We start from the raw sequence: 25,136 nt of genomic DNA, 5'->3' as shown, positions 1-25,136 counted from the left end.
GTCGGCAAAAGCGCCCCCGGGGCGGGCGTAGCGTGGACGCATGACTTCGTACGGATCCTTTCCCGGTGCGCGGCCGCGGCGGCTGCGGACGACTCCCGTCATGCGGCGGATGGTCGCGGAGACGCGGCTGCATCCGGCCGATCTGATCCTGCCCGCGTTCGTACGCGAGGGCGTCACCGAGCCGGTGCCGATCGGGGCCATGCCCGGCGTCGTCCAGCACACGCGGGACACGCTGCGGAAGGCCGCCGTGGAGGCGGCCGCGGCCGGGGTCTCCGGGATCATGCTGTTCGGCGTGCCGGAGGAGTCCAAGAAGGACGGGCTCGGCACCGCCGGGACCGACCCGGACGGCATCCTCCAGGTCGCCATCCGGGACGTGCGCGCCGAGGTCGGGGACGACCTGGTGATCATGTCGGACCTCTGCCTGGACGAGTACACCGACCACGGCCACTGCGGCGCCCTGGACGCGGACGGGCGCGTCGACAACGACGCGACGCTGGAGCGGTACGCCGAGATGGCGCAGGTCCAGGCGGACGCGGGTGTCCACGTGGTGGGCCCCAGCGGGATGATGGACGGTCAGGTCGGGGTGATCCGCGACGCGCTGGACACCATCGGCAAGGAGGACGTGGCGATCCTCGCGTACACCGCGAAGTACTCGTCGGCCTTCTACGGGCCCTTCCGGGAGGCCGTCGGCTCTTCGCTGCGCGGCGACCGCAAGACGTACCAGCAGGACCCGGCGAACGTCCGCGAGTCCCTGCGGGAGTTGGCGCTCGACCTCGAAGAGGGCGCCGACATGGTGATGGTCAAGCCGGCCGGGCCGTACCTCGACGTCCTCGCGAAGGTGGCGGACGCGGTGGACGTGCCGGTCGCGGCGTACCAGATCAGCGGTGAGTACGCGATGGTCGAGGCCGCCGCGGAGAAGGGCTGGATCGACCGCGACAAGGCGATCCTGGAGACCCTCACCGGCATTCGCCGGGCGGGTGCGCAGATGATCCTCACCTACTGGGCGACGGAGGTCGCTCAGCGGCTCCGGTAGGCCGCCCGCACCACCTGGAGTGATGCCGCCAATCCCCCTTGATTGAAGGGGGGTTGGCGGCCTCTTCGTGTGCGCGGGGCGGGGACTTCGAGGCCCCAAGCGGACAGGGCCCGTTCCGTCCAGCCGATCTCTCTTCCGGGCCGCTTCCCGGGCGGCGAGAGTACGTGATGTCACCGGGCGCCACACCCGAACAAGCCACACCAGCTGCACCTGCAGGGCAGCTGTTGCCGGCCGAGGTGTGTATCCCGCGCCCCGTCCTCACGACTCCGCAGGAGAGAGACCATGAAGCTCAGCCATGCCTTCCGCCGCTCGGGAGCCGCGCTCGCCATCAGCGCGATGTCCCTCGGCCTGGTCACCACGGTCGGCTCCGGTACGGCAGCGGCCGCCGCCAGCTGCGGTGGGGACGTGTCGGTCTACGGCATCCTCCCGGACGGCCGGCTCACCTACACGGCGATAGCCCCGAACACCGGCGACCGGGTGAAGACCCTCGTCGGCGCCGAGCTGGGCTTCACGCCGAAGGCGATGGCCACGCTGAACTTCAACACCGTCCTGGTCACCTCGACCGCCGGTGAGCTGTACCGCGTCGACATCCAGACCAACAACACCTCGCTCGGCATCGCAGGCATCACCAAGATCTGGGACGGCGGCTGGACCTTCGACAAGCTGACGTACGACGGCGCCGGGCGCCTCTACGGCACGGTCAACGGCGACCTGCACCGCTACATCGTCACCGAGGCCAAGCCGTCCGGCCCGGCCCACATCGGCCAGCACGAGGTCATCGGCTCGGGCTTCGTGCTGAAGACGCTCGCCGCCTCCGGCAAGGACCGGCTCATCGCCTCGACCGCCGACGGCCGTCTGCTCGGCTACAAGGTGAACGGGGTGGGCGACTGGGCCTCGTCCCAGCTGAAGGCGAGCGGCTGGTCCGCGGTCGACTCGCTCGTCTCGCCCGGCGGCGGCCTCTTCTACGGCCGTACCAACGGCGGCATGTACTGGTACCACGACGCGACCCCGTACGACGGCGACGGCAGCGACATCGCGTACCACACCGACGACCCGGTGGACGCGTCCGGCTGGACCCAGAGCCTGCTCTCCGCCTTCGGCGGCGACTGCTCGTACGTGACGCCGAGCTCCACCGCCAACGGCCAGATCACGCGCAGCGAGGTCATGTCGCGGGCCAAGAACTGGTACGACCGGAACATCCAGTACAGCCAGAGCACCAACATGGCGGACTGGGAGTACGGCCCGACGACGGACGTGAAGTACCGCACGGACTGCTCCGGCTTCGTCTCCATGGCCTGGCACCTGCAGGACTCGCTGACGACCTACAGCCTGCCGACCGTCGCCACGCAGATCTCCAAGAGCGACCTCCAGCCGGGCGACATCCTCAACTACAAGACGCACCACGTCGTCCTCTTCGCGGGCTGGAAGGACAAGGCCGCCGGCACCTTCTACTACTACTCCGAGGGCAGCCCGAGCACGGACATGAACTACTCGACGGCCGACATCAACAGCGGCACGATCGACAGCCACGCGTACAGCAACTACGTGGCCCTGCGTTACAACAAGATCGTCTGAGGGGTGTGAAGCGCGCCGAAGCCCCCGCCGGTGTCCGGCGGGGGCTTCGGCCTTGGGCTGAGCGGGCCGCGAGGCCGCGGGGCCGCGAGGCCGCGGGGGTCAGAGCCGCTCGGGCGTGCGGATGCCGAGCAGCGCCATGCCCTGGTGCAGGGTGCGGGCGGTCAGGTCGACGAGGAAGAGCCGGTTCTCCACGACCTCCGGCGCGTTCTCGTCGCTGATCACCTGGCACTGGTCGTAGAACGTGGTCAGGTGCGAGGCCAGCTGGTAGAGGTACGCCGCCAGCTTGTGCGGCTCGTACGACGCGGCGACCTCCGTCAGGACCTCCCCGAACTGGTCCAGGTGCAGGCCCAGCGCACGCTCCGCCGGGACGAGCGGCAGCTCGGGGTGGGCGGCCGGCTTGGTGTCGCCCGCCTTGCGGATGATCGACTTGATACGGGCGTACGCGTACTGGAGGTAGACGGACGTGTCGCCGTTGAGCGACACCATCTGGTCCAGGTCGAACTTGTAGTCGCGGGACGCGGAGGTCGACAGGTCGGCGTACTTCACGGCGCCGATGCCCACGTACCGGCCGTTCTCGACGATCTCCTGCTCGCTCAGGCCCACCTTCCCGGCCTTCTCGCGGACCACGGCGGTGGCGCGGTCGATCGCCTCGTCGAGCAGGTCGACCAGCCGGACCGTCTCGCCCTCACGGGTCTTGAACGGCTTGCCGTCCTTGCCCAGGACCGTGCCGAAGGCGAGCTGCACGGCGTGCACCCGGTCGTTCAGCCAGCCGGCGCGGCGCGCGGTCTCGAAGACCATCTTGAAGTGCAGCGACTGGCGGGCGTCCACGACGTACACCAGGGTGTCCGCGCCCAGCTTCTGGACGCGGTCGCGGATCGCGGAGAGGTCGGTGGCGGCGTAGCCGTACCCGCCGTTGGACTTCTTCACGATCAGCGGGACGGGGTTGCCGTCGGGGCCCTTGACGTCGTCGAAGAACACGCACAGCGCGCCCTCGGAGCGGACCGCGACGCCGGACTCCTCCAGCAGGCGGCAGGTCTCCTCGAGCATGTCGTTGTACCCGGACTCGCCGACCACGTCCGGGTCCTTGATGTCCATGTCCAGCTTGTTGAAGACGGAGTAGAAGTAGATCTTCGACTCGTCGACGAACCGCTGCCACAGGGCGAGGGTCTCCTCGTCCCCGGACTGGAGGGCCACGACCCGGTCGCGGGAGCGGGCCTTGAACTCCTCGTCGGAGTCGAACAGCGCCCGGGCCGCCTTGTAGAGGCGGTTGAGGTTGGACATGGCCTCCTCGCCGGAGACCGCCGCGTCCTTGTGGTCCAGCTCGTGCGGGTGCTCGATCAGGTACTGGATGAGCATGCCGAACTGGGTGCCCCAGTCGCCGATGTGGTGGCGGCGGATCACCTTCTCGCCCGCGAACTCCAGGATCTTGACCACGGCGTCACCGATGACCGCCGAGCGCAGGTGGCCGACGTGCATCTCCTTGGCCACGTTCGGCTGGGCGTAGTCGATGACCGTCGTGCCCGGCTCGTCGCGGTACGGGACGCCGAGGCGGTCGTCGGCGGCGCGGGCCGCCAGCGTCTCGGCGATCGCCCGGTCCGTGATCGTGATGTTGAGGAAGCCGGGGCCCGAGACCTCGATGTCCTGGATCACGTCGTCGGCCGGGATCGCCTCGACGACCTTGGCCGCCAGCTCACGCGGATTGCCCTTGACCTGCTTGGCCAGGGCCAGGATGCCGTTGGCCTGGAAGTCCGCCCGGTCGCTTCGTCGCAGCAGGGGGTTGCGGGAGCCGGCCTCCGGCAGGGCTGCCGAAAGGGCGTCCGCGAGGCGCTGCTGCACGGTCGAAGCGAGGGAAGGGACCGAGGCCATGAGCTTCCGTTTCTGTCTTGATCGCTGTGCTGTCGTCCGGGGTGTATTCCGGTTGTCAAGTGTCCCACGGGTGCGCAAGCTCTTATCCACCGCTGTCCACAGCCGTCCCAGCGCTGTCATACCGGCGGGTGCGGGCTGTGGACAACCTCGGACCGTGCCGTCGGCGTCTGGGAGAATGGCTTACGCCAGCCTTCGAAACCCCAAGCATTCAAGGACGTGCCGATCGTGGCTCAGAGCAGCACCGAGACCGACTGGGTCTCCCGTTTCGCGGACGAGGTCATCGCCGAGTCGGAGCGACGTGCGCCTGGCAAACCGGTCGTGGTCGCCTCGGGCCTGTCGCCGTCCGGCCCCATTCACCTGGGCAACCTCCGCGAGGTCATGACCCCGCACCTGGTCGCGGACGAGATCCGGCGCCGGGGGTACGAGGTGCGCCACCTGATCTCCTGGGACGACTACGACCGCTACCGCAAGGTGCCGGCCGGTGTCCCCGGCGTCGACGAGTCGTGGGCCGAGCACATCGGCAAGCCGCTGACCTCGGTCCCCGCCCCCGCCGGCTCCCCGTACGCGAACTGGGCCGAGCACTTCAAGGCCGCCATGGTCGAGTCGCTCGCCGAGCTGGGCGTCGAGTTCGACGGCATCAGCCAGACCGAGCAGTACACGGCGGGCGTGTACCGCGAGCAGATCCTGCACGCGATGAAGCACCGCGCCGCGATCGACGCGATCCTGGACCGCTACCGGACCAAGGACAAGGCCACCGGCCAGCCGAAGAAGCAGGGCCAGGGCCAGGGCCAGAAGCCGCAGCCCCAGAAGCAGCAGAAGCCGGTCGACGAGGCCGAGCTGGAGGCCGCCGAGGGCTCCGGCGCGGCGAGCGAGGACGACGGCTCCGGCGGCGCCGGCGGGTACTTCCCGTACAAGCCGTACTGCGGGCAGTGCGGCAAGGACCTCACCACCGTCACCGCGTACGACGACGAGTCGACCGAGATGACCTACAGCTGCGTCTGCGGCTTCTCCGAGACGGTGAAGCTGAGCGAGTTCAACCGCGGCAAGCTGGTCTGGAAGGTCGACTGGCCGATGCGCTGGGCGTACGAGGGCGTGATCTTCGAGCCCAGCGGCGTCGACCACTCCTCGCCCGGCTCGTCCTTCGTGGTCGGCGGGCAGATCGTGCGCGAGGTCTTCGACGGCGTCCAGCCGATCGGCCCGATGTACGCGTTCGTCGGCATCTCCGGCATGGCGAAGATGTCGTCCTCGAAGGGCGGCGTGCCGACCCCGGCCGACGCCCTGAAGATCATGGAGGCACCGCTGCTGCGCTGGCTGTACGCGCGCCGCAAGCCCAACCAGGCCTTCAAGATCGCCTTCGACCAGGAGATCCAGCGGCTGTACGACGAGTGGGACAAGCTGGAGGCCAAGGTCGCCGACGGCAGCGTCCTGCCCGCCGACGCCGCCGCCCACTCGCGCGCCGTGCGCACGGCCGTCGGCGAGCTGCCGCGCACCCCTCGCCCGCTGCCGTACCGCACGCTCGCCTCGGTCGTCGACATCACCGCCGGGCACGACGAGCAGACGCTGCGCATCCTGAGCGAGCTCGACCCGTCCCGGCCGCTGGCCTCCCTGGACGAGGTGCGCCCCCGGCTGGACCGCGCGGAGAACTGGATCTCCACGCACGTCCCGGCCGACCAGCGCACCATCGTCCGCTCGGAGCCCGACACCGAGCTGCTCGGCTCGCTGGACGACGAGGGGCGCGAGTCGCTGCGGCTGCTGCTGGAGGGCCTGGACAGCCACTGGTCGCTGGACGGGCTGACCACGCTGGTGTACGGCGTGCCGAAGGTGATGGCGGGGCTGGACCCGGAGGCCAAGCCGACGCCGGAGCTGAAGGTCGCCCAGCGGAACTTCTTCGCGCTGCTGTACCGGCTGCTCGTCAGCCGCGACACCGGACCGCGACTGCCCACGCTGCTGCTGGCCGTCGGCGCGGACCGGGTGCGCAAGCTGCTGGGCGCGTGAGCACGCTGAAGCCGTAACGGCGAGGCCCCCCACCGTCCGGTGGGGGGCCTCGCCCGTGTCAGGGGCCTACGCGATGTCGTTCACGCGATGTGCTCGGACGCCAGGTCCGCCTGGTAGCGCTCCTTGAACTCCGGCAGCATGCGGCGCAGCAGGACGGCGCTGAGCGGGTGCCGGATGCCGTGGCCGTCGGCGAGGTGTATGTCGAGGACCTCGGCGCTCGGCCAGACGTTGTTCTCGTCGACGTACTGCTTGAAGACCGGGTACGCGCCCTCCCGGAACTCCTCGGAGTCCGGCTCGTCCGGCTCGGGGACCTCGCCCTGCGGCGACGGCTCCTCCGTGTACGCCGGGTCGTACGCCCCCTCGTACGCGGTCGGCGGCAGCTGCGGCGCGGCGAACCACGGGCTGTGGTGGTTGGCGGGGAGCTGGGGCTGCGGTTCCGGCACCTCCTCCGGCTCCGGCTGGAGCGGCGGCTGGGGCTGGAGCTGCAACGGCGGCTGCGGCTGGGGCTGCCGCTGCGGCTCGGTCTCGTCGGGGTGCTGGGCCGGGAGCTCCTGGGCCGGGGCGCCCGGGGCCGGGGTGTCGTCCTGCGCGGCCTGCTCATGAGCCAGGGGCTGCGCCTGCGTGAGCTCGGCGGCGGGCGGCGCCGGGAGCGGCTGCGGCGTCGGGTTCGGCGGCAGCAGGACCGGCTCGATGCCCGCCGCCGCCAGGCCCGCCGGCGCGGTCTCGGCGAGCGGCACGCCGTACTTCGCCAGCCGCAGCGGCATCAGCGCCTCGACCGGCGCCTTGCGGCGCCAGGCCCGGCCGTACCGGGCCTGGAGGCGCGCCTGGTAGATCAGCCGGTCCTGCTCCAACTTGATGACCTGCTCGTACGAGCGCAGCTCCCACAGCTTCATCCGGCGCCAGAGCCGGAAGGTGGGCACCGGCGAGAGCAGCCAGCGGGTGAGCCGTACGCCCTCCATGTGCTTGTCGGCCGTGATGTCGGCGATCCGGCCGACCGCGTGCCGCGCCGCCTCGACGGCGACCACGAAGAGGACCGGGATCACCGCGTGCATGCCCACGCCGAGCGGGTCGGGCCAGGCGGCCGCGCCGTTGAAGGCGATCGTCGCGGCGGTGAGCAGCCACGCCGTCTGCCGCAGCAGCGGGAACGGGATGCGGATCCACGTGAGGAGCAGGTCCAGGGCGAGCAGTACGCAGATGCCCGCGTCGATGCCGATGGGGAAGAAGTACGAGAAGTCGCCGAAGCCCTTCTGGAACGCGAGCTCGCGCACCGCCGCGTACGAGCCCGCGAAACCGATGCCGGCGATGACCACCGCACCGGCGATGACGACACCTATCAGCATCCGGTGCGTCCGTGTCAGCTCCATCGCGGCCACCCGCGATCCCCTCCCCGCAGTCGAGATCTGGCGGGCACAGCCTGGCACACGTGTACGGGGCCCGGCCCCCGGGGGAGGGCCGGACTCCGCATAGCGCCCGTGCGGGCGGCTACTTGTTGGCGGTGGCGATGGCGGCCACGGCCTCCTTGGACGCCTTGACCGCGTCCTCCATCAGGGCCCCCACATCGGGGGTCTCGGCGCCCGCGTACCCGGCGCCGTTGTAGGAGAGGATGACGACGGCGTTCTCCGTACGGGTCACGATGACCGCGTTCTTGAAGTCCTCGTCGGTCTTCTTCAGGCCGTAGCTGAACGCCTTCGACTCGTCGCCGACGCCCGTGGCGGTCGAGGCGTGCAGACCGGTGGCGCCCTCGGTCGCCTGGACCTTGGCGACCTCCTTGGCGAAGCTCTCCTGGGCGCGCTTCTCACCGCTGCCGAGCGTGGGGTCGGAGTCGTAGCGCAGGAGGGAGATGTCGAGCCAGCGGTAGTTGGAGCCCTTGATGCCCTTGTCCTCCAGGCCGTTCCACGAGCAGCTGCCGCGGCTGGCGATGTCGTTGGACTTTCCGGGCGTACCGGTCTTGACCTTCGCCTCCGGGACCATCTCCGCGACCGTCTTCGCCGCGATGGCCTTGCAGGCGTCGGGCAGCTTGGTGAAGACGGCGGGCTCGACCTTCGGCGTGGGCTCCTTCGCGGCGCCGGACGCGGCGCTGGACGAGGCGGCGGACGGGGGCGTCTGCTTCTCGGGCTCGCCCTTGCCGTCGGAGTCCGAGGAGCAGCCGGCGACGACGAGCATCACCGGTACGGCTGCGCAGGCGAGTATGCGGGTGAGTCGCGGGGCTGATCGGTGCATGGTTCCTTCAGTCGCTTGTCGTACGGTCGTCCGGCAGTTCCGACACGGTAGCCCGAGTCGTACGTGTACGGGCGAGGCACGGGAGAGGCGCGGGCGCCGCGTGGAGCCGGGGCGGGGTCGGCGCGCGGGAGGCTACTCGTCGAACTTCTCGGCGAGCTTGCGGGCCAGTCCCTGTGCCTTTTCCTGCAGTTCCTTGCTGTCGGGCACCTCGGTGATGCGGCCGGGCTGTTCGCCGTACCGGATGGTGACGATCACGTTCGATGTGCGGAACACCACGCTGACGGTGCGGTGCTGGGCGGTCGAACCGGCGCGGGTGAGGACGTCGTCGAGGAACGCCGCGTCGCCGAGGTCGGTCAGGACGCGCGGCTCCAGGCCCTCGGGAGTGGTGCCGGGGCTGGCGGCCGGGACGGCGGCGACACTCGGGGCGGGCGCGGCGGCGCTCGGGGCGGGGCCTCCGGTGGCCGGCGGCCGGCCGGCGGGAGAGGCCGGGGAGGCGGGCGGGCTGGGGGTGCCGGGGGTGGGGGCGACCGCCAGGCCCGCGGCGGTCTGCTTGCCCTCGTAGACCTGCTGGGCGCGGTCGTCGTCGCTGACGGTCGGGTCGTACGAGACGACGCGCTCGAAGTCCAGGGTGAGCTGGTGCGAGGCGTCCGGCCCGTCGGCCTTCCAACTGCACCCGGCGCGGCGGTCGGTGTCGTACGTGACGGCCGAGGAACCGCGGTAGACGCGCTCGCGCTGCTCCTGGGGGAGGAAGTCGACGCCGGGGAGCAGGTCCCTGAGCGTGGACCGCTCGATGGAACCGCAGGGTTCGAGGAGCGTGCGGTACTTGCCGGGTTCGGCGGCCGCCGCGGCGGGGCCCCCGGCCTTGGAGTCGGTGGCGGAACCGGAGCCGCCGGAGCCGGCGGTGCAGCCGGTCAGGCCGGTGACGCCGGCGGTGACCGCCGCGAGAAGTGCGGCCAGGCCGGGTGCGTACGCCCTTCGCTGCACGGTCCGGGGTCCTTTCGCTCGGGTGCCTGCCATCCGAAAACTTGTTGCCGCCCGACGCCGACGGGTGGACACAATGTCTATCGCACGCGCTGCCGTCGATGCTGGTCCGCTGTCGCATACGCGGATGTTGGCGCCGGTTTTTGCGTTTTCAGACTTTTCGGGGGATCGAGGAAGTATGTCTTTTGTAGAGGTGCCCGGGGCGAAGGTCCCGATCCGGATGTGGACGGACCCGGCGGCGGTCGAGGACGTCGCGATGCAGCAGCTGCGGAACGTCGCCACGCTCCCGTGGATCAAGGGCCTCGCCGTGATGCCGGACGTGCACTACGGCAAGGGCGCGACGGTCGGCTCGGTCATCGCGATGCAGGGGGCGGTCTGCCCGGCCGCGGTGGGTGTGGACATCGGCTGCGGCATGTCGGCGGTGAAGACGTCGCTGACGGCGAACGACCTCCCGGGCGACCTGTCGCGGCTGCGCTCGAAGATCGAGCAGGCCATCCCGGTGGGCCGCGCGATGCACGACGAGGCGGTCGACCCGGCCGGGCTGCACGGCTTCCCGGCGGCGGGGTGGGACGACTTCTGGGCCCGGTTCGGTGGGGTGGCGGAAGCGGTCAAGTTCCGTCAGGACCGGGCGGTGAAGCAGATGGGAACGCTCGGAGGGGGCAACCACTTCTGGGAACTGTGTCTCGACACCGACGGTTCCGTCTGGATCATGCTGCACTCCGGGTCCCGGAACATCGGCAAGGAGCTCGCCGACTTCCACATCGGAGTGGCGCGGGATCTGCCGCACAACCAGGGCCTGGTCGACCGGGATCTGGCAGTGTTCATCTCGGAGACGCCGCAGATGGCGGCCTACCGGAACGATCTTTTCTGGGCGCAGGAGTACGCGAAGTACAACCGCGCCATCATGATGGCCATCTCGCAGGACGTCGTGCGGCGCGAGTTCAAGAAGGCCAAGGTCACCTTCGAGCCAGTCATCTCCTGCCACCACAACTACGTGGCGGAGGAGCGGTATGACGGAATGGACCTGCTCGTCACGCGGAAGGGCGCGATCCGGGCGGGCTCCGGCGAGTACGGGATCATCCCCGGCTCGATGGGCACCGGCTCCTACATCGTGAAGGGGCTCGGGAACGCCGCGTCCTTCAACTCCGCCTCGCACGGCGCCGGCCGCAAGATGAGCCGCAACGCCGCGAAGAGGCGCTTCTCCACGCGGGACCTGGAGGAGCAGACGCGCGGGGTGGAGTGCCGCAAGGACGCCGGTGTGGTCGACGAGATCCCGGGCGCCTACAAGCCGATCGAGAAGGTCATCGACCAGCAGCGCGACCTCGTCGAGGTGGTCGCGAAGCTGAAGCAGGTGGTGTGTGTGAAGGGCTGAGGCGGAGGAGACACCTCGGCTTTGGGTGAGGGCCCCGGCGGGTTGGCGCCGGGGCCTTCGCATGTCCCGCCGGGTCTACTGCTCGCGGTGGACCTTGGTGTTGGAGGCCTGGGCGCGGGGGCGGACCACCAGGAGGTCGATGTTGACGTGGGCGGGGCGGGTGACGGCCCAGGTGATGGTGTCGGCGACGTCGTCGGCGGAGAGCGGGTCGGGGACGCCCGCGTAGACCTTGGCCGCCTTCTCGGTGTCGCCGCGGAAGCGGGTCGTGGCGAACTCGTCGGTCTTCACCATGCCGGGGGCGATCTCGATCACGCGGACCGGGGTGCCGACGATTTCGAGGCGGAGGGTCTCGGCGAGGACGCGGGCGCCGTTCTTGGCGGCGACGTAGCCGCCGCCGCCCTCGTAGGTGGCGTGGCCGGCGGTGGAGGAGACGATCACCACCGTGCCGGCGCCGCCGGCGGTGAGGGCGGGGAGCAGGGCCTGGGTCATGTTGAGGGCGCCGATGACGTTGACCTCGAACATCTGGCGCCAGTCGGCGGGGTCGCCGGTGGCGACGGGGTCCGCGCCGAGTGCGCCGCCCGCGTTGTTGACGAGGACGTCGCAGCGCTCGAGGCCGGCGGCGAAGGCGTCGACGGCCGGGCGGTCGGTGACGTCCAGGGCGTATGCCGTGGCCTGGTGGCCGGCGGCGGTGAGCTCGGCGGCCAGGGTCTCGATGCGGTCCTTGCGGCGCGCGGTGAGCACCACGTGGTGGCCGGCCGCGGCGAGCTGCCGTGCGGTGGCGGCGCCGATACCGCTGCTGGCTCCGGTGACGACGGCGACGGGCGCGGTGGGGGTGGCGGCGGTCATGGGCTTCTCCTCGCGCGGCTGATCGAAAGGGTGGTCGATACGCGGTCAGGATAGGTGCGGGTGTGGTGCCGGTCAGTGGCCGCGCGGTGTGTACATGATCACGGCCATACCGGCGAGACAGATCAGCGCGCCGGTCACGTCCCAGCGGTCGGGCCGGTAGCCGTCGGCCACCATGCCCCACGCGATCGAGCCGGCCACGAACACGCCGCCGTACGCGGCGAGGATCCGGCCGAAGTCGCCCTGCGGCTGGAACGTGGCGACGAAGCCGTACGCCCCGAGCGCCAGCACGCCGGCGCCGATCCAGAGCCAGCCCCGGTGCTCGCGGACGCCCTGCCAGACGAGCCAGGCGCCGCCGATCTCGCAGAGGGCGGCCAGGACGAAGAGGGCGGCGGAGCGGGCGATGAGCATGGCGTCCAGCGTAGGGGGCGGAACAATCGGTACCTTCTGGACATGGTTGCGAGGGGCAGGGCTGGACTGGTGGTGTCGGCCGTGACGGTGCTGGCGGCGGTGGCCGCCTCGGACGCGGGCGCGGGGGCGGCCGCCGGTGCCCCCGCCGCCGGCGCCACCGGGGTGATCGCCCCCGAGGCGGATGTCGCCCACCACGGGCATGTCTCCCTCGGCGGTGACCGGCTGGAGGTGCTGATGGCGAGTCAGAACCACGGCCCGTCCGGCGTGCCGACCACGACCGTGCGCCTGGCCTTCTCGGTGCCGCTCGCCGGCGGGCCGCCGCTGCCGCCCAACTGCCTGTGGGGCGGCGACCGGGAGGTGCTGTGCTCCACCGGTCCGCTGCGCGCGGACGGCCCGGCCCGCGACACCGTGCTGGACCTGCGTACGGCCGGCACCCCGCACGAGGTGGCGGTACGGGTGGCCACCGAGTGGAACGGCGGCGCGACCGACCGGAACCCCGGGAACAACGACCATCAGGTGCTGGTCCCCGCGACGGGCGACTGGTACGTCTTCTGAGTCAGCTCCCGCTTCCGGCCCAGGCGATGTAGCCGTCGGGGCGGATGAGGAGTGTGTCCCGGCGGGCGGCGTTGGTCCAGCTCGCCCGTATGACCCGGCCCGGCGCGGCGGGCACGTCCGGTGCGGCGGCACCGCCCCGCGGGGCGACGAGGACGAAGGCCCCCTCCCGCAGCAGCTCGTAGAGCCGGCCCTCCGTCAGGGCGAGGTCGGGGGCGCGCCGACCGGTGAGACGGTGGGCGCCGCGCCCGGCGCCGTACGCGATGCCGATGCCGCTGATCATGCGCATCGCCTTGGCGGCCGCGGGAGGGAACCGGTTGAGCAGCCCGGTGCCGAGGGCGCGGGCCGCCAGCGTGGGCGGGGTGTGGACCATGGCCAGGCGGATGAGCGCGCCGCTGCTGCGCAGCACCGTCGTGCCGACGGGATGGCGCTCGTCGTGGTAGCTGTCGAGCAGGGCCTCGGGCTCCGGGGCCTCGCCGCGCAGCACGGCGGCGAGCTTCCAGGAGAGGTTGGCGGCGTCCTGGAGGCCGGTGTTCATGCCCTGGCCGCCGGCGGGGGAGTGGACGTGCGCGGCGTCACCGGCGAGGAAGACCCGCCCCTTGCGGTACTCCGGGACCTGGCGTTCGTCGCTGTGGAAGCGGGAGAGCCAGCGGGGGTCGTGCATCCCGAAGTCGGTGCCGAGGGCGGTGCGGGTGAGGGCGCGGATCTCGTCGAAGTCGACGGGCTCGCTGTCGGGCGACTGGCGGTGGCGGCTCCAGCCGCCCACCCGGTACCAGCCGTCACCGAAGGGCACGACGAAGGCGAAGGCGTCGGGGGTGCCGCTCGCCGTGAGCGCGCTGCCGGGCTCCTCGGTGAGCCGGACGTCGGCGAGCACGACGGAGCGGATCACCGACTCGCCGGGGAACGGCACGCCGAGTCCGTCGCGGACGGCGCTGCGCACGCCGTCCGCGCCCACGAGATAGCGGGCGCGGAGCTCGCCGGGCGCGCCGTCGGGGCCGGTGACCTCGGCGGTGACGGAGTCGGCGTCCTGGCGCAGACCCCGCAGCTCCGTTTCGTACCGGAAGTGCACGCCGGCGGAGACGGCGCGGCGCTCCAGCAGCTGCTCGACCTCGTACTGGGGCGTGATCAGCACGAAGGGGAAGCGGGAGCGCAGCCGGGAGAGGTCGAGCGACAGCTTGCTGAAGAGGTTCAGCCGGGTGAGGGGGGTGCCCCGCTTCACCAGTTCGTCCGCGAGGTCGCGGGCGTCGAGCAGCTCCAGCGTCCGGGCGTGCACGGCGAAGGCGCGTGCGAGGTTGCTGGTCTCGTGGGGGCGGCGCTCGACGAGTGCCACCTCCAGGCCCGCGGCGGCGAGGTCGCCGGCGAGCAGTAGTCCCGTGGGTCCCGCGCCCACGACGATGACGTCGAACTCCGTGCCCGGCGTGCCAGTCATGGCTGCCTCCTGCCCGTGGAATGCCAACGGATGTTGGTCAACGGTTGTTGGTCAACGCTCGTTGGCAAATGTATGCCCGCGCTGATGGCGCGTCAACACCCGTTGGCCTACAGTTGTTGGCATGAAGTTCGAAGCCCCCGCCGACGCCCCGAGCGCCCCCCGCCGCTCGGACGCCACCCGCGCCGCGATCCTCCGCGCCGCCCGCGAGCGGTTCGCGACCGACGGGTACGAGCGCGCCACCATCCGCGCCATCGCCCGCGACGCGGGCATCGACCCGTCGATGGTGATGCGCTACTACGGCAACAAGGAGGGGCTGTTCGCGGCCGCCTGCGCGGTCGACCTGCGCATTCCGGAGGTCGGGGCGCTGCCCGTCAAGCACGTCGGCGCGGTCCTCGCCGCCCACTTCTTCGACCGGTGGGAGCAGGACGAGGTGCTCACGGCCGTGCTCCGGGTCGCCGTCACCAACGCCGCGGGCGCCGAGCGGATACGCGCGATGTTCCCGGCGCAACTAGGCCCCATCGTGGCCGGCGTCTGCCCCGACCCGGCCGACGCCCCGCGCCGCGCGGCCCTGGTGGCCTCGCAGTTCCTCGGCATGGCGCTGGCCCGCTACGTACTGCACCTGCCGCCCGCCGTCGAGATGTCGCGGGACGAGGTGATCGCCTGGCTGGCGCCGACGGTGCAGCGGTACCTGACGGCCGAGTCCCCCTGACGCGGCCGGCCGGGGCGCAGGCTCACCGCGCCTACGCGGCCGCGCCGCCGAACTCGCGCAGGGCGTTCTCGACGATCGCCTCCAGGCGGGCGTGGTGGGCGCCGCGCCAGTACACCCGCCGGCACGCCGTGCACTGCGCGAACACGTCGTACGAGCGCTGCGTGCCCTGCTCCAGCCGCTCGCGCACCGCGTCCTTGTCCGCGTCCGTCAGCGTGCCGTTGCAGGCGGTGCACCGCGTCCACGGCGCGAGCCGCGGCGCGAAGCGCTCCAGGACGTCGCGGAGCTGGTCGTCGGGCTGGTCGCTGTAGACGTACGCCCCGGCCCAGAGCTCGCGGCGTCGCAGCAGCCCCCGGTCACGCGAGAGCATCACGCGCCGCTCCCGCGCCGACCAGGTGGCCAGCGCCGCGTCGCCGATGTCCTCGCTCTCGTACGCCGTGTCCACGCCGAGCAGCCGCAGCCGGCGCGCCAGCGTGCCGAGATGCACGTCGAGCAGGAACCGCAGCGGGGCGCCCGGCACCGGCTGCGGGCGCTCGCGCCCCAGCACCTCGACGTGTTCGCCATGGGCCGGGACGTGCGCGGTGGAGACCGCGCGCCCGTCCACCAGCAGCCTGCCCGCCTCGGTCAGCGGTACGCCGAGCGACTCGACGACGTGCCCGAGCGTCGAGGCGCCGTCCGTGACCACGGAGGTGCGGCCCGCGCGGCGGGGCGCCGAGACGAACAGCCCCAGTTCCGGGGCGAAGCTGATGTGGATCTCCGGTCCGTTCACGCGGCCAGCATGCCACCGGGGGCTCCGCGCCAGCCAGGCCATTTCGCCCGCCCCACCGGAAGGCACCCCACCGGAAGCCGCCGCCCCGTCAAGCCCCCCGCCGCGGGAGGTCCGGGCCGAGGTCCGGTCCGAGGTCCGGTTCGAGGTCCGGCCCGAGGTCCAGGCGCCAGTCGTTGCTCCGCAGCGGGCGGCCCGGCGGGTACTCGTCGTCGTACGCCCCGAGCAGCTCGAAGCCCGCCTTCCGGCACACCGCGTTCGAGGCGGCGTTGTCCACGGCGGGAAAGGCGTGCAGATACCGGTGCTTGCGCGCCGCCCGCGCCTCCCGGATGACGGCGGCCGTCGCGGCCGTGGCGATCCCGCGCCCCTGGAAGGGCGCCAGCACCACCCACCCCGTCTCGTACACCCGGGCGCCGTTCCAGGCCCGCTCCCAGTAGCCGATCACGCCCACGGGCACCTCGTCCGGCAGCAGCACGATCCGGAACATCCGCCCCGTCCCCGAGCGGTCCGCGCTGAGGTCGACGTACCGCTGGTGGCGCCTGAGCAGCAGGTCCTCGGACTCCGGACCTCCCAGGTGGGCCATCATCTCCGGCGTGTTGGCGGCCCGCAGCAGCGCGAAGCCGTCCTCGGACCACGGCTCGAGGCGGACGCGTACGGTCAGCGCGCTCATCGGGCCGAGCCCCGGGCCCCGCCTACGGCCACACCAGGCAGTACGGCTGGTGCCCCGCCTCGTGGAGGCGTACCGAGAAGTCCTGCCATTCGTGGAGCAGCTGGTACACGTCGAACGCGTCCCGCGGTCCGCCGCGGTCGGGGACCGTCGACCATATGAAGGCCGCCGCGCCCACGGTCTCCTCGCCGATGCCGCGCAAGGGGTCGACCACCGTCGTCGGGAGCTTCACCACGGCGTAGTCCGGGTGCAGGACCACGAGCTCCAGGGGCGGGACCTTGTGCAGCGGCATGCCCTGGATGCCGGTGAGGACCATCGCGGCTATCGTCTCGGGCTTGATCTTGGTGAACATGCCGCCCATGCCGAGCTCGTCGCCGCCGAGCTCCTCGGGCCGCATCGAGATCGGGACGCGCGCGGCGGTGGCGCCGTTGGGCGCGCCGAAGTACTTGTACGTCACCCCCATGCCCCGGCCACTCCCGCCTCCCAGAGGAACGCTCCCCATGTGCTCGTGCCCCAGGGGGTTCCCGGAGGTCTGTTCCCCGGAGGACCCGGAGGATCCGGAAGACCCGGAAGACCGGGAAGGCTGGTTCCCGGAGGACCGGGAGGGCTGGTTCCCCGGGGGAATGTCCCGTTCTCGCCGCCGGTGCTTCCCCCGCCGGGCGGGCTCAGGACCCAGGTCGTCGGTCCCTTCACCCAGTCCGCCACCGCGATGCATATCTCCACCCGACTGCTTTTAGGTAACACGGCCCCAACCGCGCAACCCGATCATCGTGACAGTGACCTCCCCCACGCGCGTGCGGTGAAACACCTGTCCGCAAGAACGTCCGGGCCTCTGACACCATGGTTTCCGTGAGCTTTCCCAATGACGCCCCAGTTTCGCAGACGCGGAGCCCTGCCGCCCGGTCGTAAAACAAGGTCGTCGGCAAGATCCGCAACAAGATCATCAACAGATTGTCAACAGATCGTCGCCGTCCGGCGGCCGTGCCCGCGCATTGCCGCCCCTCCACTCGTTCTCGCAGGTCAGGACCAAAGTGCCGTATTCATACGAAGCCCCAGTCTCACAGACGCTTTTCGACCGCGCGTCCCTCGTGACGCCCGGCGGCGTGAACTCTCCCGTGCGCGCCTTCCGCGCGGTGGGCGGAACGCCCCGGTTCATGGTGTCCGGTACGGGTCCGTACCTCACTGACGCGGACGGGCGCGAGTACGTCGACCTCGTCTGCTCGTGGGGGCCGATGATCCTCGGTCACGCCCACCCCGAGGTGATCGCCGCCGTGCAGGAGGCCGTCGCGCGCGGAACCTCCTTCGGTACGCCGGGTGAGGGCGAGGTCGCGCTCGCCGAGGAGATCGTGGCCCGGGTCGAGCCGGTCGAGCAGGTGCGGCTCGTGTCGTCGGGCACCGAGGCCACGATGTCCGCGATCCGGCTCGCCCGCGGTTTCACCGGCCGCGCCAAGGTCGTCAAGTTCGCCGGGTGCTACCACGGGCACGTGGACGCGCTGCTGGCCGCGGCCGGCTCCGGCGTCGCGACCTTCGGGCTGCCCGACACGCCCGGCGTCACCGGTGCGCAGGCCGGCGACACCATCGTCCTGCCGTACAACGACCTCGACGCCGTACGCCAGGCCTTCGCCGCGCACCCCGGCGAGATCGCCTGTGTGATCACCGAGGCGTCGCCGGGCAACATGGGCGTGGTCCCGCCCCGCGACGGCTTCAACGCCGGACTGAAGGAGCTGTGCGCCGCCAACGGCGCGCTGTACATCTCCGACGAGGTCATGACCGGTTTCCGCACCTCGAAGGCCGGCTGGTACGGCGTCGACGGCGTGGTCCCCGACCTGATGACGTTCGGCAAGGTCATGGGCGGCGGCTTCCCGGCCGCGGCGTTCGGCGGCCGCGCCGACGTAATGGCGCACCTGGCGCCCGCCGGGCCCGTCTACCAGGCCGGCACCCTCTCCGGGAACCCGATCGCCACGGCCGCCGGCCTCGCGCAGCTGCGGCTGCTCGACGACGCGGCGTACGAGAAGGTCAACGCGGTCTCGCGCGAGATCCAGGCGCTGGTGACGGACGCGCTGAGCAAGGAGGGCGTGGCCCACCGGCTCCAGACCGCGAGCAACATGTTCTCCGTCTTCTTCACCGACGCCGAGGTCGTGAACTACGACGACGCGAAGAAGCAGGAGGCGTTCCGCTTCACCGCGTTCTTCCACTCGATGCTGGCGCAGGGCGTCTACCTGCCGCCGTCCGCCTTCGAGTCGTGGTTCGTCTCCACGGCGCACGACGAGCGCGCCGTCGAGCGGATCGCCGCCGCGCTGCCGGCCGCCGCCCGCGCCGCAGCGGAGGCGACGGCATGAACGGGGGGAACGACGACATCACCGTCGTCCACCTGATGCGCCACGGCGAGGTGCACAACCCGGACGGGATCCTGTACGGGCGCCGCGCCGGCTACCACCTCTCCGAGCTCGGCCGGAAGATGGCCGACCGGGTCGCCGAGCACCTGGCGGAGCGCGACATCACCCATGTCGTGGCCTCGCCGCTGGAGCGCGCCCAGGAGACGGCCCAGCCCATCGCCGCCTCGCACGGCCTGGAGCTGGCCACCGACGAGCGGCTCATCGAGGCGGGGAACGTCTTCGAGGGCAAGACCTTCGGTGTGGGCGACGGCGCGCTGCGCAGGCCGGCCAACTGGAGGCACCTGACCAACCCGTTCCGGCCGTCCTGGGGCGAGCCGTACGTCGACCAGGTCGTACGGATGATGGGCGCGCTGAACGCGGCGCGTGACGCGGCCCGCGGGCACGAGGCGGTGTGCGTGAGCCACCAGCTGCCGATCTGGATCGTGCGCAGCTTCGTCGAGCGGCGCCGGCTGTGGCACGACCCGCGGCGCCGGCAGTGCACGCTCGCGTCCCTGACCACGTTCACGTACCAGGGCGACAAGATCGTGTCGGTGGGCTACAGCGAGCCGGCCCGCGATCTCGTCCCGGCGCACCTGCTGGCCGGTGCGAAGCCGGTGAAGGGCAGGGACAAGGGCGCGTCCAAGGCCTTCGGCGCGTAACTACCCTGTCACAGAGCAGATTATGTGATTAATTCGGGAACCCGTGCGTTCCCCACCGCATCTCTCCCCTTGTCGGACCGGTCGTGACTTTCCGGTCGAAAAGCAGGCGCGAATGCGGATGGGGACGAGATGCGCGGGATCAGCCGAAGGGGTTTGCTGGGAGCCGGAGTTGGGGCCGCGGCCGCGATCGGAATCGCGGGCTGCGGCCCCGGTGGCGGTAACGACGGTACGGGCAAAGGCGGCGCACAGCCCGGCGGCGCCGGCGCGAACACCGGTAAGCCCGAAGCCGGCGGCGCGCCGAAGGGACGGCTGATAGGCGACGGCTCCACCTCCGACACCGGTAAGCAGCCGAACCAGCCCGACAAGCCCGTCCCCCTGGAGCCCGGTCAGACCCCGCCCCAGTTCGTGGTCTTCTCCTGGGACGGCGCCGGAGAGGTCGGCAACGGCCTCTTCCCCCGCTTCCTCGAACTGGCCAAGGACCACGGCGCGGCCATGACCTTCTTCCTCTCCGGGCTCTATCTCCTCCCGGAATCGAAGAAGACCCTCTACCGCCCGCCGAACAACCCCGTCGGCGCCTCCGACATCGGTTACCTCACCGATGACCACATCAAGGAGACGCTGAAATACGTCCGCCAGGCCTGGCTCGACGGACACGAGATAGGCACCCACTTCAACGGGCATTTCTGCGCGGGCTCCGGTTCGGTCGGCAAATGGACCCCGGCGCAGTGGCAGAGCGAGATCGACCAGGCCGTGAAATTCGTCACCGAATGGAAGACGAACAGCGGCTGGACGACCCTCGACCCGCTGCCCTTCGACTACCGCAAGGAACTCGTCGGCGCCCGCACCCCCTGCCTCCTCGGCCAGGACAACCTGCTGCCCACGGCGAAGAAGCTCGGCTGGCGCTACGACGCCAGCTCGCCCGGCGGCCGCCAGAAGTGGCCCGTCAAGCGCCAGGGCATCTGGGACCTGCCGCTGCAGCAGGTGCCGTTCCCCGGCCGCGCCTTCGAGGTCCTGTCCATGGACTACAACATGCTCGCCAACCAGTCGCAGAACACGACCAAGGGCAACCCGGCCCGCTATCCCGACTGGAAGAAGCAGGCCACGGAGGCGTACCTCGCCGGATTCCGGCGCGCCTACGAATCGAATCGCGCGCCCTTCTTCATCGGCAACCACTTCGAGCAGTGGAACGGCGGCATCTACATGGACGCCGTCGAAGAAGCGCTCAAGGGCATGGCCGGAAAGAAGGACGTCCGGCTGGTCTCCTTCAAGCAGTTCACCGACTGGCTCGACGTCCAGGACCCGAAGATCCTCGACAAGCTCCGCACGCTGGAGGTCGGGCAATCGCCGACCGGTGGCTGGAACACCTTCCTCAAGGCCGCTTAGACCGTCCTGACATCGGGCTTTACGGTCACCGGAGAACTGCGGAGGGAGTACGGAGGGGGGCGCGGAAGATCCCCGGAAGGCCCATGCGAAACTTTTCACATGACCTTTAGCCGCGCTCCTCGAAGCATCATGCTCGCCGCCGGCGCCCTGGCGGCCGCGCTCGCGCTGACCGCGTGCACCAGTGGCACCAAGGGCGTCTCCGGCGGGGGCGGCGACACCAACTTCGTCGCCGGAAACGGCGGCATCCTGATGGTCCCCAAGGGTGAGCGCAAGGCCGTGGGCACGATGGCCGGCAAGACCCTGCAGGGTGCGCCGCTCGACGTCGCCGACCTCAAGGGCAAGGTCGTCGTCCTCAACGTCTGGGGCTCCTGGTGCGGGCCCTGCCGCACCGAGGCCCCGCACCTCAACAAGGTCTCCGAAGACCTCAAGGCGCGGGGCGTGGAGTTCGTCGGGCTCAACACGCGGGACATCAGCCCGCAGCCGGCCGTCAAGTTCGAGCAGGACAACGGCATCACGTACCCGAGCCTGCACGACCCGGCCGGCGAGATCATCCTCAACGGCTTCCCCAAGGGCACGCTTCCGCCCCAGGCCATCCCCTCCACCGTCGTGCTCGACCGCGAGGGCAAGATCGCCGCACGCGTGCTCAAGGCCGTGGGCGAGGAACAGCTCCGCTCGATGATCGACCCGGTCCTCGCGGAGAAGTAACCCATGAACGAGACGGTATTCAGCGGGGCCCTCCTGCTCGCCCTGCCCATCGCGGTGCTCGGCGGGCTGGTCTCCTTCTTCTCGCCCTGTGTCCTGCCGCTCGTACCCGGCTACCTCTCGTACGTGACCGGTGTCACCGGCACCGACCTCGCCGAGGCCCGCCGGGGCCGGATGGCCGCCGGCGCCGCCCTCTTCGTCCTCGGCTTCACCGCCGTCTTCGTCTCCGGCGGCGCCCTCTTCGGCTACTTCGGCTGGACCCTGCAGCAGCACCGCCAGACGCTGACCGTCATCCTCGGCGTGCTGATGATCCTCATGGGCGTCTTCTTCATGGGGCTCCTGCCGTGGTTCACGCAGCGCGAGTTCCGCTTCCACAAGCGGCCGGTGACCGGTCTCGTCGGGGCGCCGGTGCTCGGCGCGCTGTTCGGCATCGGCTGGACGCCGTGCATCGGCCCGACGCTCGCGTCCGTCACCGCCCTCGCCGCCGACCAGGCCAGCGCGGGGCGCGGGGCGCTGCTGACGTTCGCGTACTGCCTCGGTCTCGGTGTGCCGTTCGTGCTCGCCGCGATCGCGTTCCGCAAGGCGCTCGGCGCGTTCGCCTGGGTGAAGCGGCACTATGCGTGGGTGATGCGCATCGGCGGCGGGATGATGATCCTGACCGGCCTGCTGCTCCTCACAGGCGCGTGGGACATCCTCGTGCAGCACATGCAGGTCTGGTCCAGCGGTTTCCAGGTGGGGATCTAGTTCCATGAGCAAGGCAGCAGAGACGACGGACGCGGCCGAGTCGGCACGGACGGCCGGGGCGGTGGCGGAGGCCGACGCGGACGCCGCGGCCGGGGCGCACCTGTCGACGGCGCCCGCCGAGGACTCCGCGGAGTCCGGCGGGCCGGCCGACGGGCTCACCGGCGGCCCCACCCTCGGCGTGTTCGGCTGGGTCCGCTGGTTCTGGCGCCAGCTGACCTCCATGCGGGTCGCGCTGATCCTGCTCTTCCTGCTGTCGCTCGGCGCCATCCCGGGCTCGCTCATCCCGCAGAACAGCGCCGACGAGCTGAAGGTCCGCACCTTCAAGGAAGCCCACGAGACGCTCGCGCCGATCTACGACCGGCTCCAGCTCTTCGACGTCTACAGCTCGGTGTGGTTCTCGGCGATCTACATCCTGCTGTTCGTCTCGCTCATCGGCTGCATCGTCCCCCGCAGCTGGCAGTTCGTCGGCCAGCTGCGCAGCCGCCCGCCGGCCGCCCCCCGCCGCCTCACCCGCATGCCCGCGTACGCCACCTGGCGCACCGAGGCCGCGCCCGAGGACGTACGCGAGGCGGCGCTCGCGCTGCTGAAGGGGCGGCGCTTCCGCGCGCACACCGCCGGGGACGCGGTCGCCGCCGAGAAGGGCTACCTGCGCGAGGCCGGCAACCTCCTCTTCCACGTGGCGCTCATCGTCATGCTGGTGGCCTTCGCCGCCGGACAGCTCTTCAAGTCCGAGGGCGGCAAGCTGATCGTCGAGGGCGACGGCTTCTCGAACATCCTCCCGCAGTACGACGACTTCAAGTCGGGCTCGCTCTTCGACACCGACGAGCTGGCGCGGTTCAGCTTCAAGCTGGACCGGTTCACCGGCACGTACGAGACGAGCGGCCCGCAGCGCGGCACCCCCCGCACCTTCGAGGCGGACGTCACGTACGGCAGGGCGGGCGAGGAGAAGAAGAAGGGCGTCATCCGGGTCAACGAGCCGCTGGAGGTCGACGGCTCGAAGGTCTATCTGATCTCGCACGGGTACGCGCCCGTCCTCACCGTCCGCGACGGCAAGGGCGAGGTCGTCTACCGGGCCGCCGTTCCGCTGCTCCCCATCGACAACAACGTCACCTCCACCGGCGTCCTCAAGGTGATGGACGGCTACAAGGACAAGAACGGCAAGAAGGACCAGCTCGGCTTCCCGCTCTTCTTCGTCCCGACGTACGCGGGCAAGGGCAGCGGCCAGATGTTCAGCCAGTTCCCCGGCCTGGTCTTCCCGGCGCTCAACATCAGCGCCTACCACGGCGACCTGCGCGTCGACAGCGGCCTGCCGCAGAACGTGTACCAGCTGGACACCAGCAAGATGACCCCGTTCAAGGACGCGAACGGCGAGATCTACAAGAAGACCCTGCGGCCCGGCGAGCGCATGGAGCTGCCGGGCGGGGCCGGCTCGGTCACCTTCGAGAAGGGGATCAAGGAGTGGGCCAGCTTCCAGATCTCCCAGCAGCCCGGCAACGGTCTCGCCCTCGCCGGTGCCATCGCCGCCATCGCCGGACTGGTCGGCTCCCTCTTCATCCAGCGCCGCCGCGTGTGGGTCCGGGCGGTCCGCGGTGACGACGGCGTGACCGTCGTCGAGCTGGCGGGGCTCGGCCGCAGCGAGTCCGCGAAGCTTCCCGAGGAGCTGGCCGACCTGGCCGCCACCCTCCACTCCCAGGCACCGACCGCGCCCGCGCCCACCCCTGCGCCCGCACCCGAGGCCGAGGCCGACCACGCCGACGAAAGGGCTGAGAAGTGAATCTCGCCGCCGCGACCAACGAGAGCCTGGCGGAGCTGAGCAATCTGCTCATCTACTCCTCCATGGCCGTCTACACCCTGGCCTTCCTCGCGCACATCGCCGAGTGGGTCCTCGGCAGCCGCAGCAAGGTCGGCCGTACGGCGGCGGCCCTGACGGAGTCCTCGGCGGGCGCGCAGGCGCCGGTCCAGGTCACGCGGCAGGGCGGCGGCACCGCCGTCTTGGACAAGCCGCAGGTCGTCACCCGCGCCGCAGCCGGCGCCCGCGAGGTCCCCGACGGCCCGGGCGCGGCCGGCGGCGACGAGAAGGGCGACCTCTACGGGCGGATCGCCGTCTCCCTCACCACGCTCGCCTTCCTCATCGAGGCCGCCGGTGTCGTCACCCGCGCGCTGTCGGTGCAGCGGGCCCCCTGGGGCAACATGTACGAGTTCTCCACCACCTTCTCGACGGTGGCGGTCGGCGCGTACCTCGGCTTCCTCCTCGCGAAGAAGAACGTCCGCTGGATGGGCCTGCCGCTGGTCACCACCGTCCTGATCGACCTCGGCATCGCCACCACCTGGCTCTACACCGAGAGCGACCAGCTGGTCCCGGCCCTGCACTCGTACTGGCTGTGGATCCACGTCTCCACCGCCATCTTCTGCGGCGCCGTCCTGTACCTGGGAGCCGTCGCAACGCTGCTCTACCTCTTCCGCGACGGGTACGAGGCCAAGCTGGCGGCGGGCCGCACGCCGAGCGCCTTCGCCCGCTCGGTGCTGGAGCGGCTGCCGGCGGCCGCGAGCCTGGACAAGTTCGCGTACCGCGTCAACGCGGCGATCTTCCCGCTGTGGACCTTCACGATCATCGCGGGCGCGATCTGGGCCGGCGACGCGTGGGGCCGCTACTGGGGCTGGGACGCCAAGGAGGTCTGGTCGTTCATCACGTGGGTCGGGTACGCCGCGTACCTGCACGCCCGCGCGACGGCCGGCTGGAAGGGCCGCAAGGCCGCGTACATCGCGCTGATCGCCTTCGCGTGCTTCCTCTTCAACTACTACGGCGTCAACATCTTCGTGAGCAGCAAGCACTCCTACGCAGGCGTGTGAGGTAGCG

At 71.0% G+C, this 25,136-nt stretch carries 23 protein-coding genes; 13 read left to right on the top strand and 10 right to left on the bottom strand.

Going from position 1 to position 25,136, the window contains the following annotated elements:
- The first annotated feature begins 40 nt into the window (after positions 1 to 40).
- Together hemB and AC07FJ_RS33165 are read left to right on the top strand one after the other, a co-directional pair.
- A complete protein-coding gene (gene hemB / locus AC07FJ_RS33170) occupies positions 41 to 1,033 on the top strand; it encodes a porphobilinogen synthase (protein ID WP_479052886.1) in 993 nt (330 codons plus the stop codon).
- A 282-nt stretch (positions 1,034 to 1,315) separates the two neighbouring features.
- Positions 1,316 to 2,608 (top strand): tachylectin-related carbohydrate-binding protein, encoded by a 1,293-nt coding sequence (locus AC07FJ_RS33165; protein ID WP_479052885.1) that lies wholly within the window; start codon positions 1,316 to 1,318, stop codon positions 2,606 to 2,608.
- A gap of 99 nt (positions 2,609 to 2,707) precedes the next feature.
- Here AC07FJ_RS33165 and argS read toward each other — a convergent pair whose 3' ends face one another.
- Positions 2,708 to 4,474, bottom strand: a complete 1,767-nt coding sequence (gene argS / locus AC07FJ_RS33160; RefSeq protein ID WP_479052884.1) for an arginine--tRNA ligase — start codon at positions 4,472 to 4,474, stop codon at positions 2,708 to 2,710.
- Positions 4,475 to 4,690: 216 nt separating this feature from the next.
- Here argS and lysS point away from each other — a divergent pair, with 216 nt between their 5' ends.
- A complete protein-coding gene (gene lysS / locus AC07FJ_RS33155; RefSeq protein WP_479052883.1) occupies positions 4,691 to 6,469 on the top strand; it encodes a lysine--tRNA ligase in 1,779 nt (592 codons plus the stop codon).
- Between the two features lie 80 nt (positions 6,470 to 6,549).
- Here lysS and AC07FJ_RS33150 read toward each other — a convergent pair whose 3' ends face one another.
- From AC07FJ_RS33150 to AC07FJ_RS33140, 3 genes are all read right to left on the bottom strand, one after another.
- Positions 6,550 to 7,833 (bottom strand): DUF2637 domain-containing protein, encoded by a 1,284-nt coding sequence (locus AC07FJ_RS33150; RefSeq protein WP_479052882.1) that lies wholly within the window; start codon positions 7,831 to 7,833, stop codon positions 6,550 to 6,552.
- A 118-nt stretch (positions 7,834 to 7,951) separates the two neighbouring features.
- Positions 7,952 to 8,689, bottom strand: coding sequence for a DUF3558 family protein (locus AC07FJ_RS33145; protein WP_479052881.1), 738 nt, complete (start codon positions 8,687 to 8,689; stop codon positions 7,952 to 7,954).
- A gap of 132 nt (positions 8,690 to 8,821) precedes the next feature.
- Positions 8,822 to 9,673, bottom strand: a complete 852-nt coding sequence (locus AC07FJ_RS33140; protein WP_479052880.1) for a DUF3558 domain-containing protein — start codon at positions 9,671 to 9,673, stop codon at positions 8,822 to 8,824.
- A gap of 175 nt (positions 9,674 to 9,848) precedes the next feature.
- Between AC07FJ_RS33140 and AC07FJ_RS33135 the strand changes: the two genes are divergently transcribed.
- Positions 9,849 to 11,042, top strand: coding sequence for an RtcB family protein (locus AC07FJ_RS33135; RefSeq protein ID WP_479052879.1), 1,194 nt, complete (start codon positions 9,849 to 9,851; stop codon positions 11,040 to 11,042).
- Between the two features lie 75 nt (positions 11,043 to 11,117).
- Here the strand turns inward: AC07FJ_RS33135 and AC07FJ_RS33130 are convergent, their stop codons facing one another.
- Together AC07FJ_RS33130 and AC07FJ_RS33125 are read right to left on the bottom strand one after the other, a co-directional pair.
- Positions 11,118 to 11,888 (bottom strand): SDR family NAD(P)-dependent oxidoreductase, encoded by a 771-nt coding sequence (locus AC07FJ_RS33130; RefSeq protein WP_361428212.1) that lies wholly within the window; start codon positions 11,886 to 11,888, stop codon positions 11,118 to 11,120.
- A 72-nt stretch (positions 11,889 to 11,960) separates the two neighbouring features.
- Entirely contained in the window at positions 11,961 to 12,296 is a 336-nt protein-coding gene (locus AC07FJ_RS33125; protein WP_468297126.1) for a YnfA family protein, read from the bottom strand.
- 42 nt (positions 12,297 to 12,338) lie between these two features.
- Here AC07FJ_RS33125 and AC07FJ_RS33120 point away from each other — a divergent pair, with 42 nt between their 5' ends.
- Positions 12,339 to 12,851, top strand: a complete 513-nt coding sequence (locus AC07FJ_RS33120) for a hypothetical protein (protein WP_479052878.1) — start codon at positions 12,339 to 12,341, stop codon at positions 12,849 to 12,851.
- Position 12,852: 1 nt separating this feature from the next.
- Here AC07FJ_RS33120 and AC07FJ_RS33115 read toward each other — a convergent pair whose 3' ends face one another.
- Entirely contained in the window at positions 12,853 to 14,277 is a 1,425-nt protein-coding gene (locus tag AC07FJ_RS33115) for an FAD-dependent oxidoreductase (protein ID WP_479052877.1), read from the bottom strand.
- A 121-nt stretch (positions 14,278 to 14,398) separates the two neighbouring features.
- On the opposite strand from AC07FJ_RS33115, the gene AC07FJ_RS33110 reads away from it, so the two are divergent.
- Entirely contained in the window at positions 14,399 to 14,986 is a 588-nt protein-coding gene (locus tag AC07FJ_RS33110; RefSeq protein WP_479052876.1) for a TetR/AcrR family transcriptional regulator, read from the top strand.
- A 31-nt stretch (positions 14,987 to 15,017) separates the two neighbouring features.
- Here AC07FJ_RS33110 and AC07FJ_RS33105 read toward each other — a convergent pair whose 3' ends face one another.
- The 3 genes from AC07FJ_RS33105 to AC07FJ_RS33095 form a co-directional block, all read right to left on the bottom strand.
- Complete coding sequence (locus tag AC07FJ_RS33105; RefSeq protein ID WP_479052875.1) at positions 15,018 to 15,752, bottom strand: Mut7-C RNAse domain-containing protein; 735 nt, start codon at positions 15,750 to 15,752, stop codon at positions 15,018 to 15,020.
- An 88-nt stretch (positions 15,753 to 15,840) separates the two neighbouring features.
- Positions 15,841 to 16,419 carry a GNAT family N-acetyltransferase gene (locus AC07FJ_RS33100; RefSeq protein ID WP_479052874.1) on the bottom strand — a complete coding sequence of 193 codons (579 nt, stop codon included), beginning with the start codon at positions 16,417 to 16,419 and terminating at the stop codon, positions 15,841 to 15,843.
- Positions 16,420 to 16,441: 22 nt separating this feature from the next.
- Positions 16,442 to 17,131, bottom strand: coding sequence for a hypothetical protein (locus tag AC07FJ_RS33095; protein WP_479052873.1), 690 nt, complete (start codon positions 17,129 to 17,131; stop codon positions 16,442 to 16,444).
- Between the two features lie 316 nt (positions 17,132 to 17,447).
- On the opposite strand from AC07FJ_RS33095, the gene hemL reads away from it, so the two are divergent.
- From hemL to ccsB, 7 genes are all read left to right on the top strand, one after another.
- Positions 17,448 to 18,755, top strand: coding sequence for a glutamate-1-semialdehyde 2,1-aminomutase (gene hemL, locus AC07FJ_RS33090; protein WP_355362735.1), 1,308 nt, complete (start codon positions 17,448 to 17,450; stop codon positions 18,753 to 18,755).
- On the top strand, positions 18,752 to 19,450 hold the full coding sequence (locus AC07FJ_RS33085) for a histidine phosphatase family protein (RefSeq protein ID WP_479052872.1): 699 nt from the start codon (positions 18,752 to 18,754) through the stop codon (positions 19,448 to 19,450). Before hemL ends, AC07FJ_RS33085 begins: the two co-directional genes overlap by 4 nt.
- Positions 19,451 to 19,579: 129 nt before the next feature.
- A complete protein-coding gene (locus tag AC07FJ_RS33080) occupies positions 19,580 to 20,833 on the top strand; it encodes a polysaccharide deacetylase family protein (protein WP_479052871.1) in 1,254 nt (417 codons plus the stop codon).
- A gap of 99 nt (positions 20,834 to 20,932) precedes the next feature.
- Positions 20,933 to 21,538: a TlpA family protein disulfide reductase gene (locus tag AC07FJ_RS33075; RefSeq protein WP_479052870.1), complete on the top strand. Its 606-nt coding sequence runs from the start codon at positions 20,933 to 20,935 to the stop codon at positions 21,536 to 21,538.
- A 3-nt stretch (positions 21,539 to 21,541) separates the two neighbouring features.
- Entirely contained in the window at positions 21,542 to 22,279 is a 738-nt protein-coding gene (locus AC07FJ_RS33070; RefSeq protein ID WP_479052869.1) for a cytochrome c biogenesis CcdA family protein, read from the top strand.
- Between the two features lie 4 nt (positions 22,280 to 22,283).
- On the top strand, positions 22,284 to 24,053 hold the full coding sequence (resB, locus tag AC07FJ_RS33065; RefSeq protein WP_479052868.1) for a cytochrome c biogenesis protein ResB: 1,770 nt from the start codon (positions 22,284 to 22,286) through the stop codon (positions 24,051 to 24,053).
- Complete coding sequence (ccsB, locus tag AC07FJ_RS33060) at positions 24,050 to 25,129, top strand: c-type cytochrome biogenesis protein CcsB (RefSeq protein ID WP_479052867.1); 1,080 nt, start codon at positions 24,050 to 24,052, stop codon at positions 25,127 to 25,129. Before resB ends, ccsB begins: the two co-directional genes overlap by 4 nt.
- Positions 25,130 to 25,136: the final 7 nt, after the last annotated feature.

This window comes from Streptomyces sp. NPDC045998 (genome assembly GCF_056430285.1).
This window is presented reverse-complemented; position numbering and strand designations above follow the sequence as displayed.

Coding starts and splice junctions, on each gene's coding strand:
- AC07FJ_RS33100 (WP_479052874.1), bottom strand. CDS start 16,419: ATGAGCGCGCTGACCGTACGCGTCCGCCTCGAGCCGTGGTCCGAGGAC.
- AC07FJ_RS33070 (WP_479052869.1), top strand. CDS start 21,542: ATGAACGAGACGGTATTCAGCGGGGCCCTCCTGCTCGCCCTGCCCATC.
- AC07FJ_RS33150 (WP_479052882.1), bottom strand. CDS start 7,833: ATGGAGCTGACACGGACGCACCGGATGCTGATAGGTGTCGTCATCGCC.
- resB (WP_479052868.1), top strand. CDS start 22,284: ATGAGCAAGGCAGCAGAGACGACGGACGCGGCCGAGTCGGCACGGACG.
- AC07FJ_RS33085 (WP_479052872.1), top strand. CDS start 18,752: ATGAACGGGGGGAACGACGACATCACCGTCGTCCACCTGATGCGCCAC.
- AC07FJ_RS33110 (WP_479052876.1), top strand. CDS start 14,399: ATGAAGTTCGAAGCCCCCGCCGACGCCCCGAGCGCCCCCCGCCGCTCG.
- AC07FJ_RS33120 (WP_479052878.1), top strand. CDS start 12,339: ATGGTTGCGAGGGGCAGGGCTGGACTGGTGGTGTCGGCCGTGACGGTG.
- AC07FJ_RS33130 (WP_361428212.1), bottom strand. CDS start 11,888: ATGACCGCCGCCACCCCCACCGCGCCCGTCGCCGTCGTCACCGGAGCC.
- argS (WP_479052884.1), bottom strand. CDS start 4,474: ATGGCCTCGGTCCCTTCCCTCGCTTCGACCGTGCAGCAGCGCCTCGCG.
- AC07FJ_RS33095 (WP_479052873.1), bottom strand. CDS start 17,131: ATGCATCGCGGTGGCGGACTGGGTGAAGGGACCGACGACCTGGGTCCT.
- AC07FJ_RS33125 (WP_468297126.1), bottom strand. CDS start 12,296: ATGCTCATCGCCCGCTCCGCCGCCCTCTTCGTCCTGGCCGCCCTCTGC.
- AC07FJ_RS33080 (WP_479052871.1), top strand. CDS start 19,580: ATGCGCGGGATCAGCCGAAGGGGTTTGCTGGGAGCCGGAGTTGGGGCC.
- hemB (WP_479052886.1), top strand. CDS start 41: ATGACTTCGTACGGATCCTTTCCCGGTGCGCGGCCGCGGCGGCTGCGG.
- AC07FJ_RS33075 (WP_479052870.1), top strand. CDS start 20,933: ATGACCTTTAGCCGCGCTCCTCGAAGCATCATGCTCGCCGCCGGCGCC.
- AC07FJ_RS33135 (WP_479052879.1), top strand. CDS start 9,849: ATGTCTTTTGTAGAGGTGCCCGGGGCGAAGGTCCCGATCCGGATGTGG.
- AC07FJ_RS33165 (WP_479052885.1), top strand. CDS start 1,316: ATGAAGCTCAGCCATGCCTTCCGCCGCTCGGGAGCCGCGCTCGCCATC.
- AC07FJ_RS33145 (WP_479052881.1), bottom strand. CDS start 8,689: ATGCACCGATCAGCCCCGCGACTCACCCGCATACTCGCCTGCGCAGCC.
- AC07FJ_RS33115 (WP_479052877.1), bottom strand. CDS start 14,277: ATGACTGGCACGCCGGGCACGGAGTTCGACGTCATCGTCGTGGGCGCG.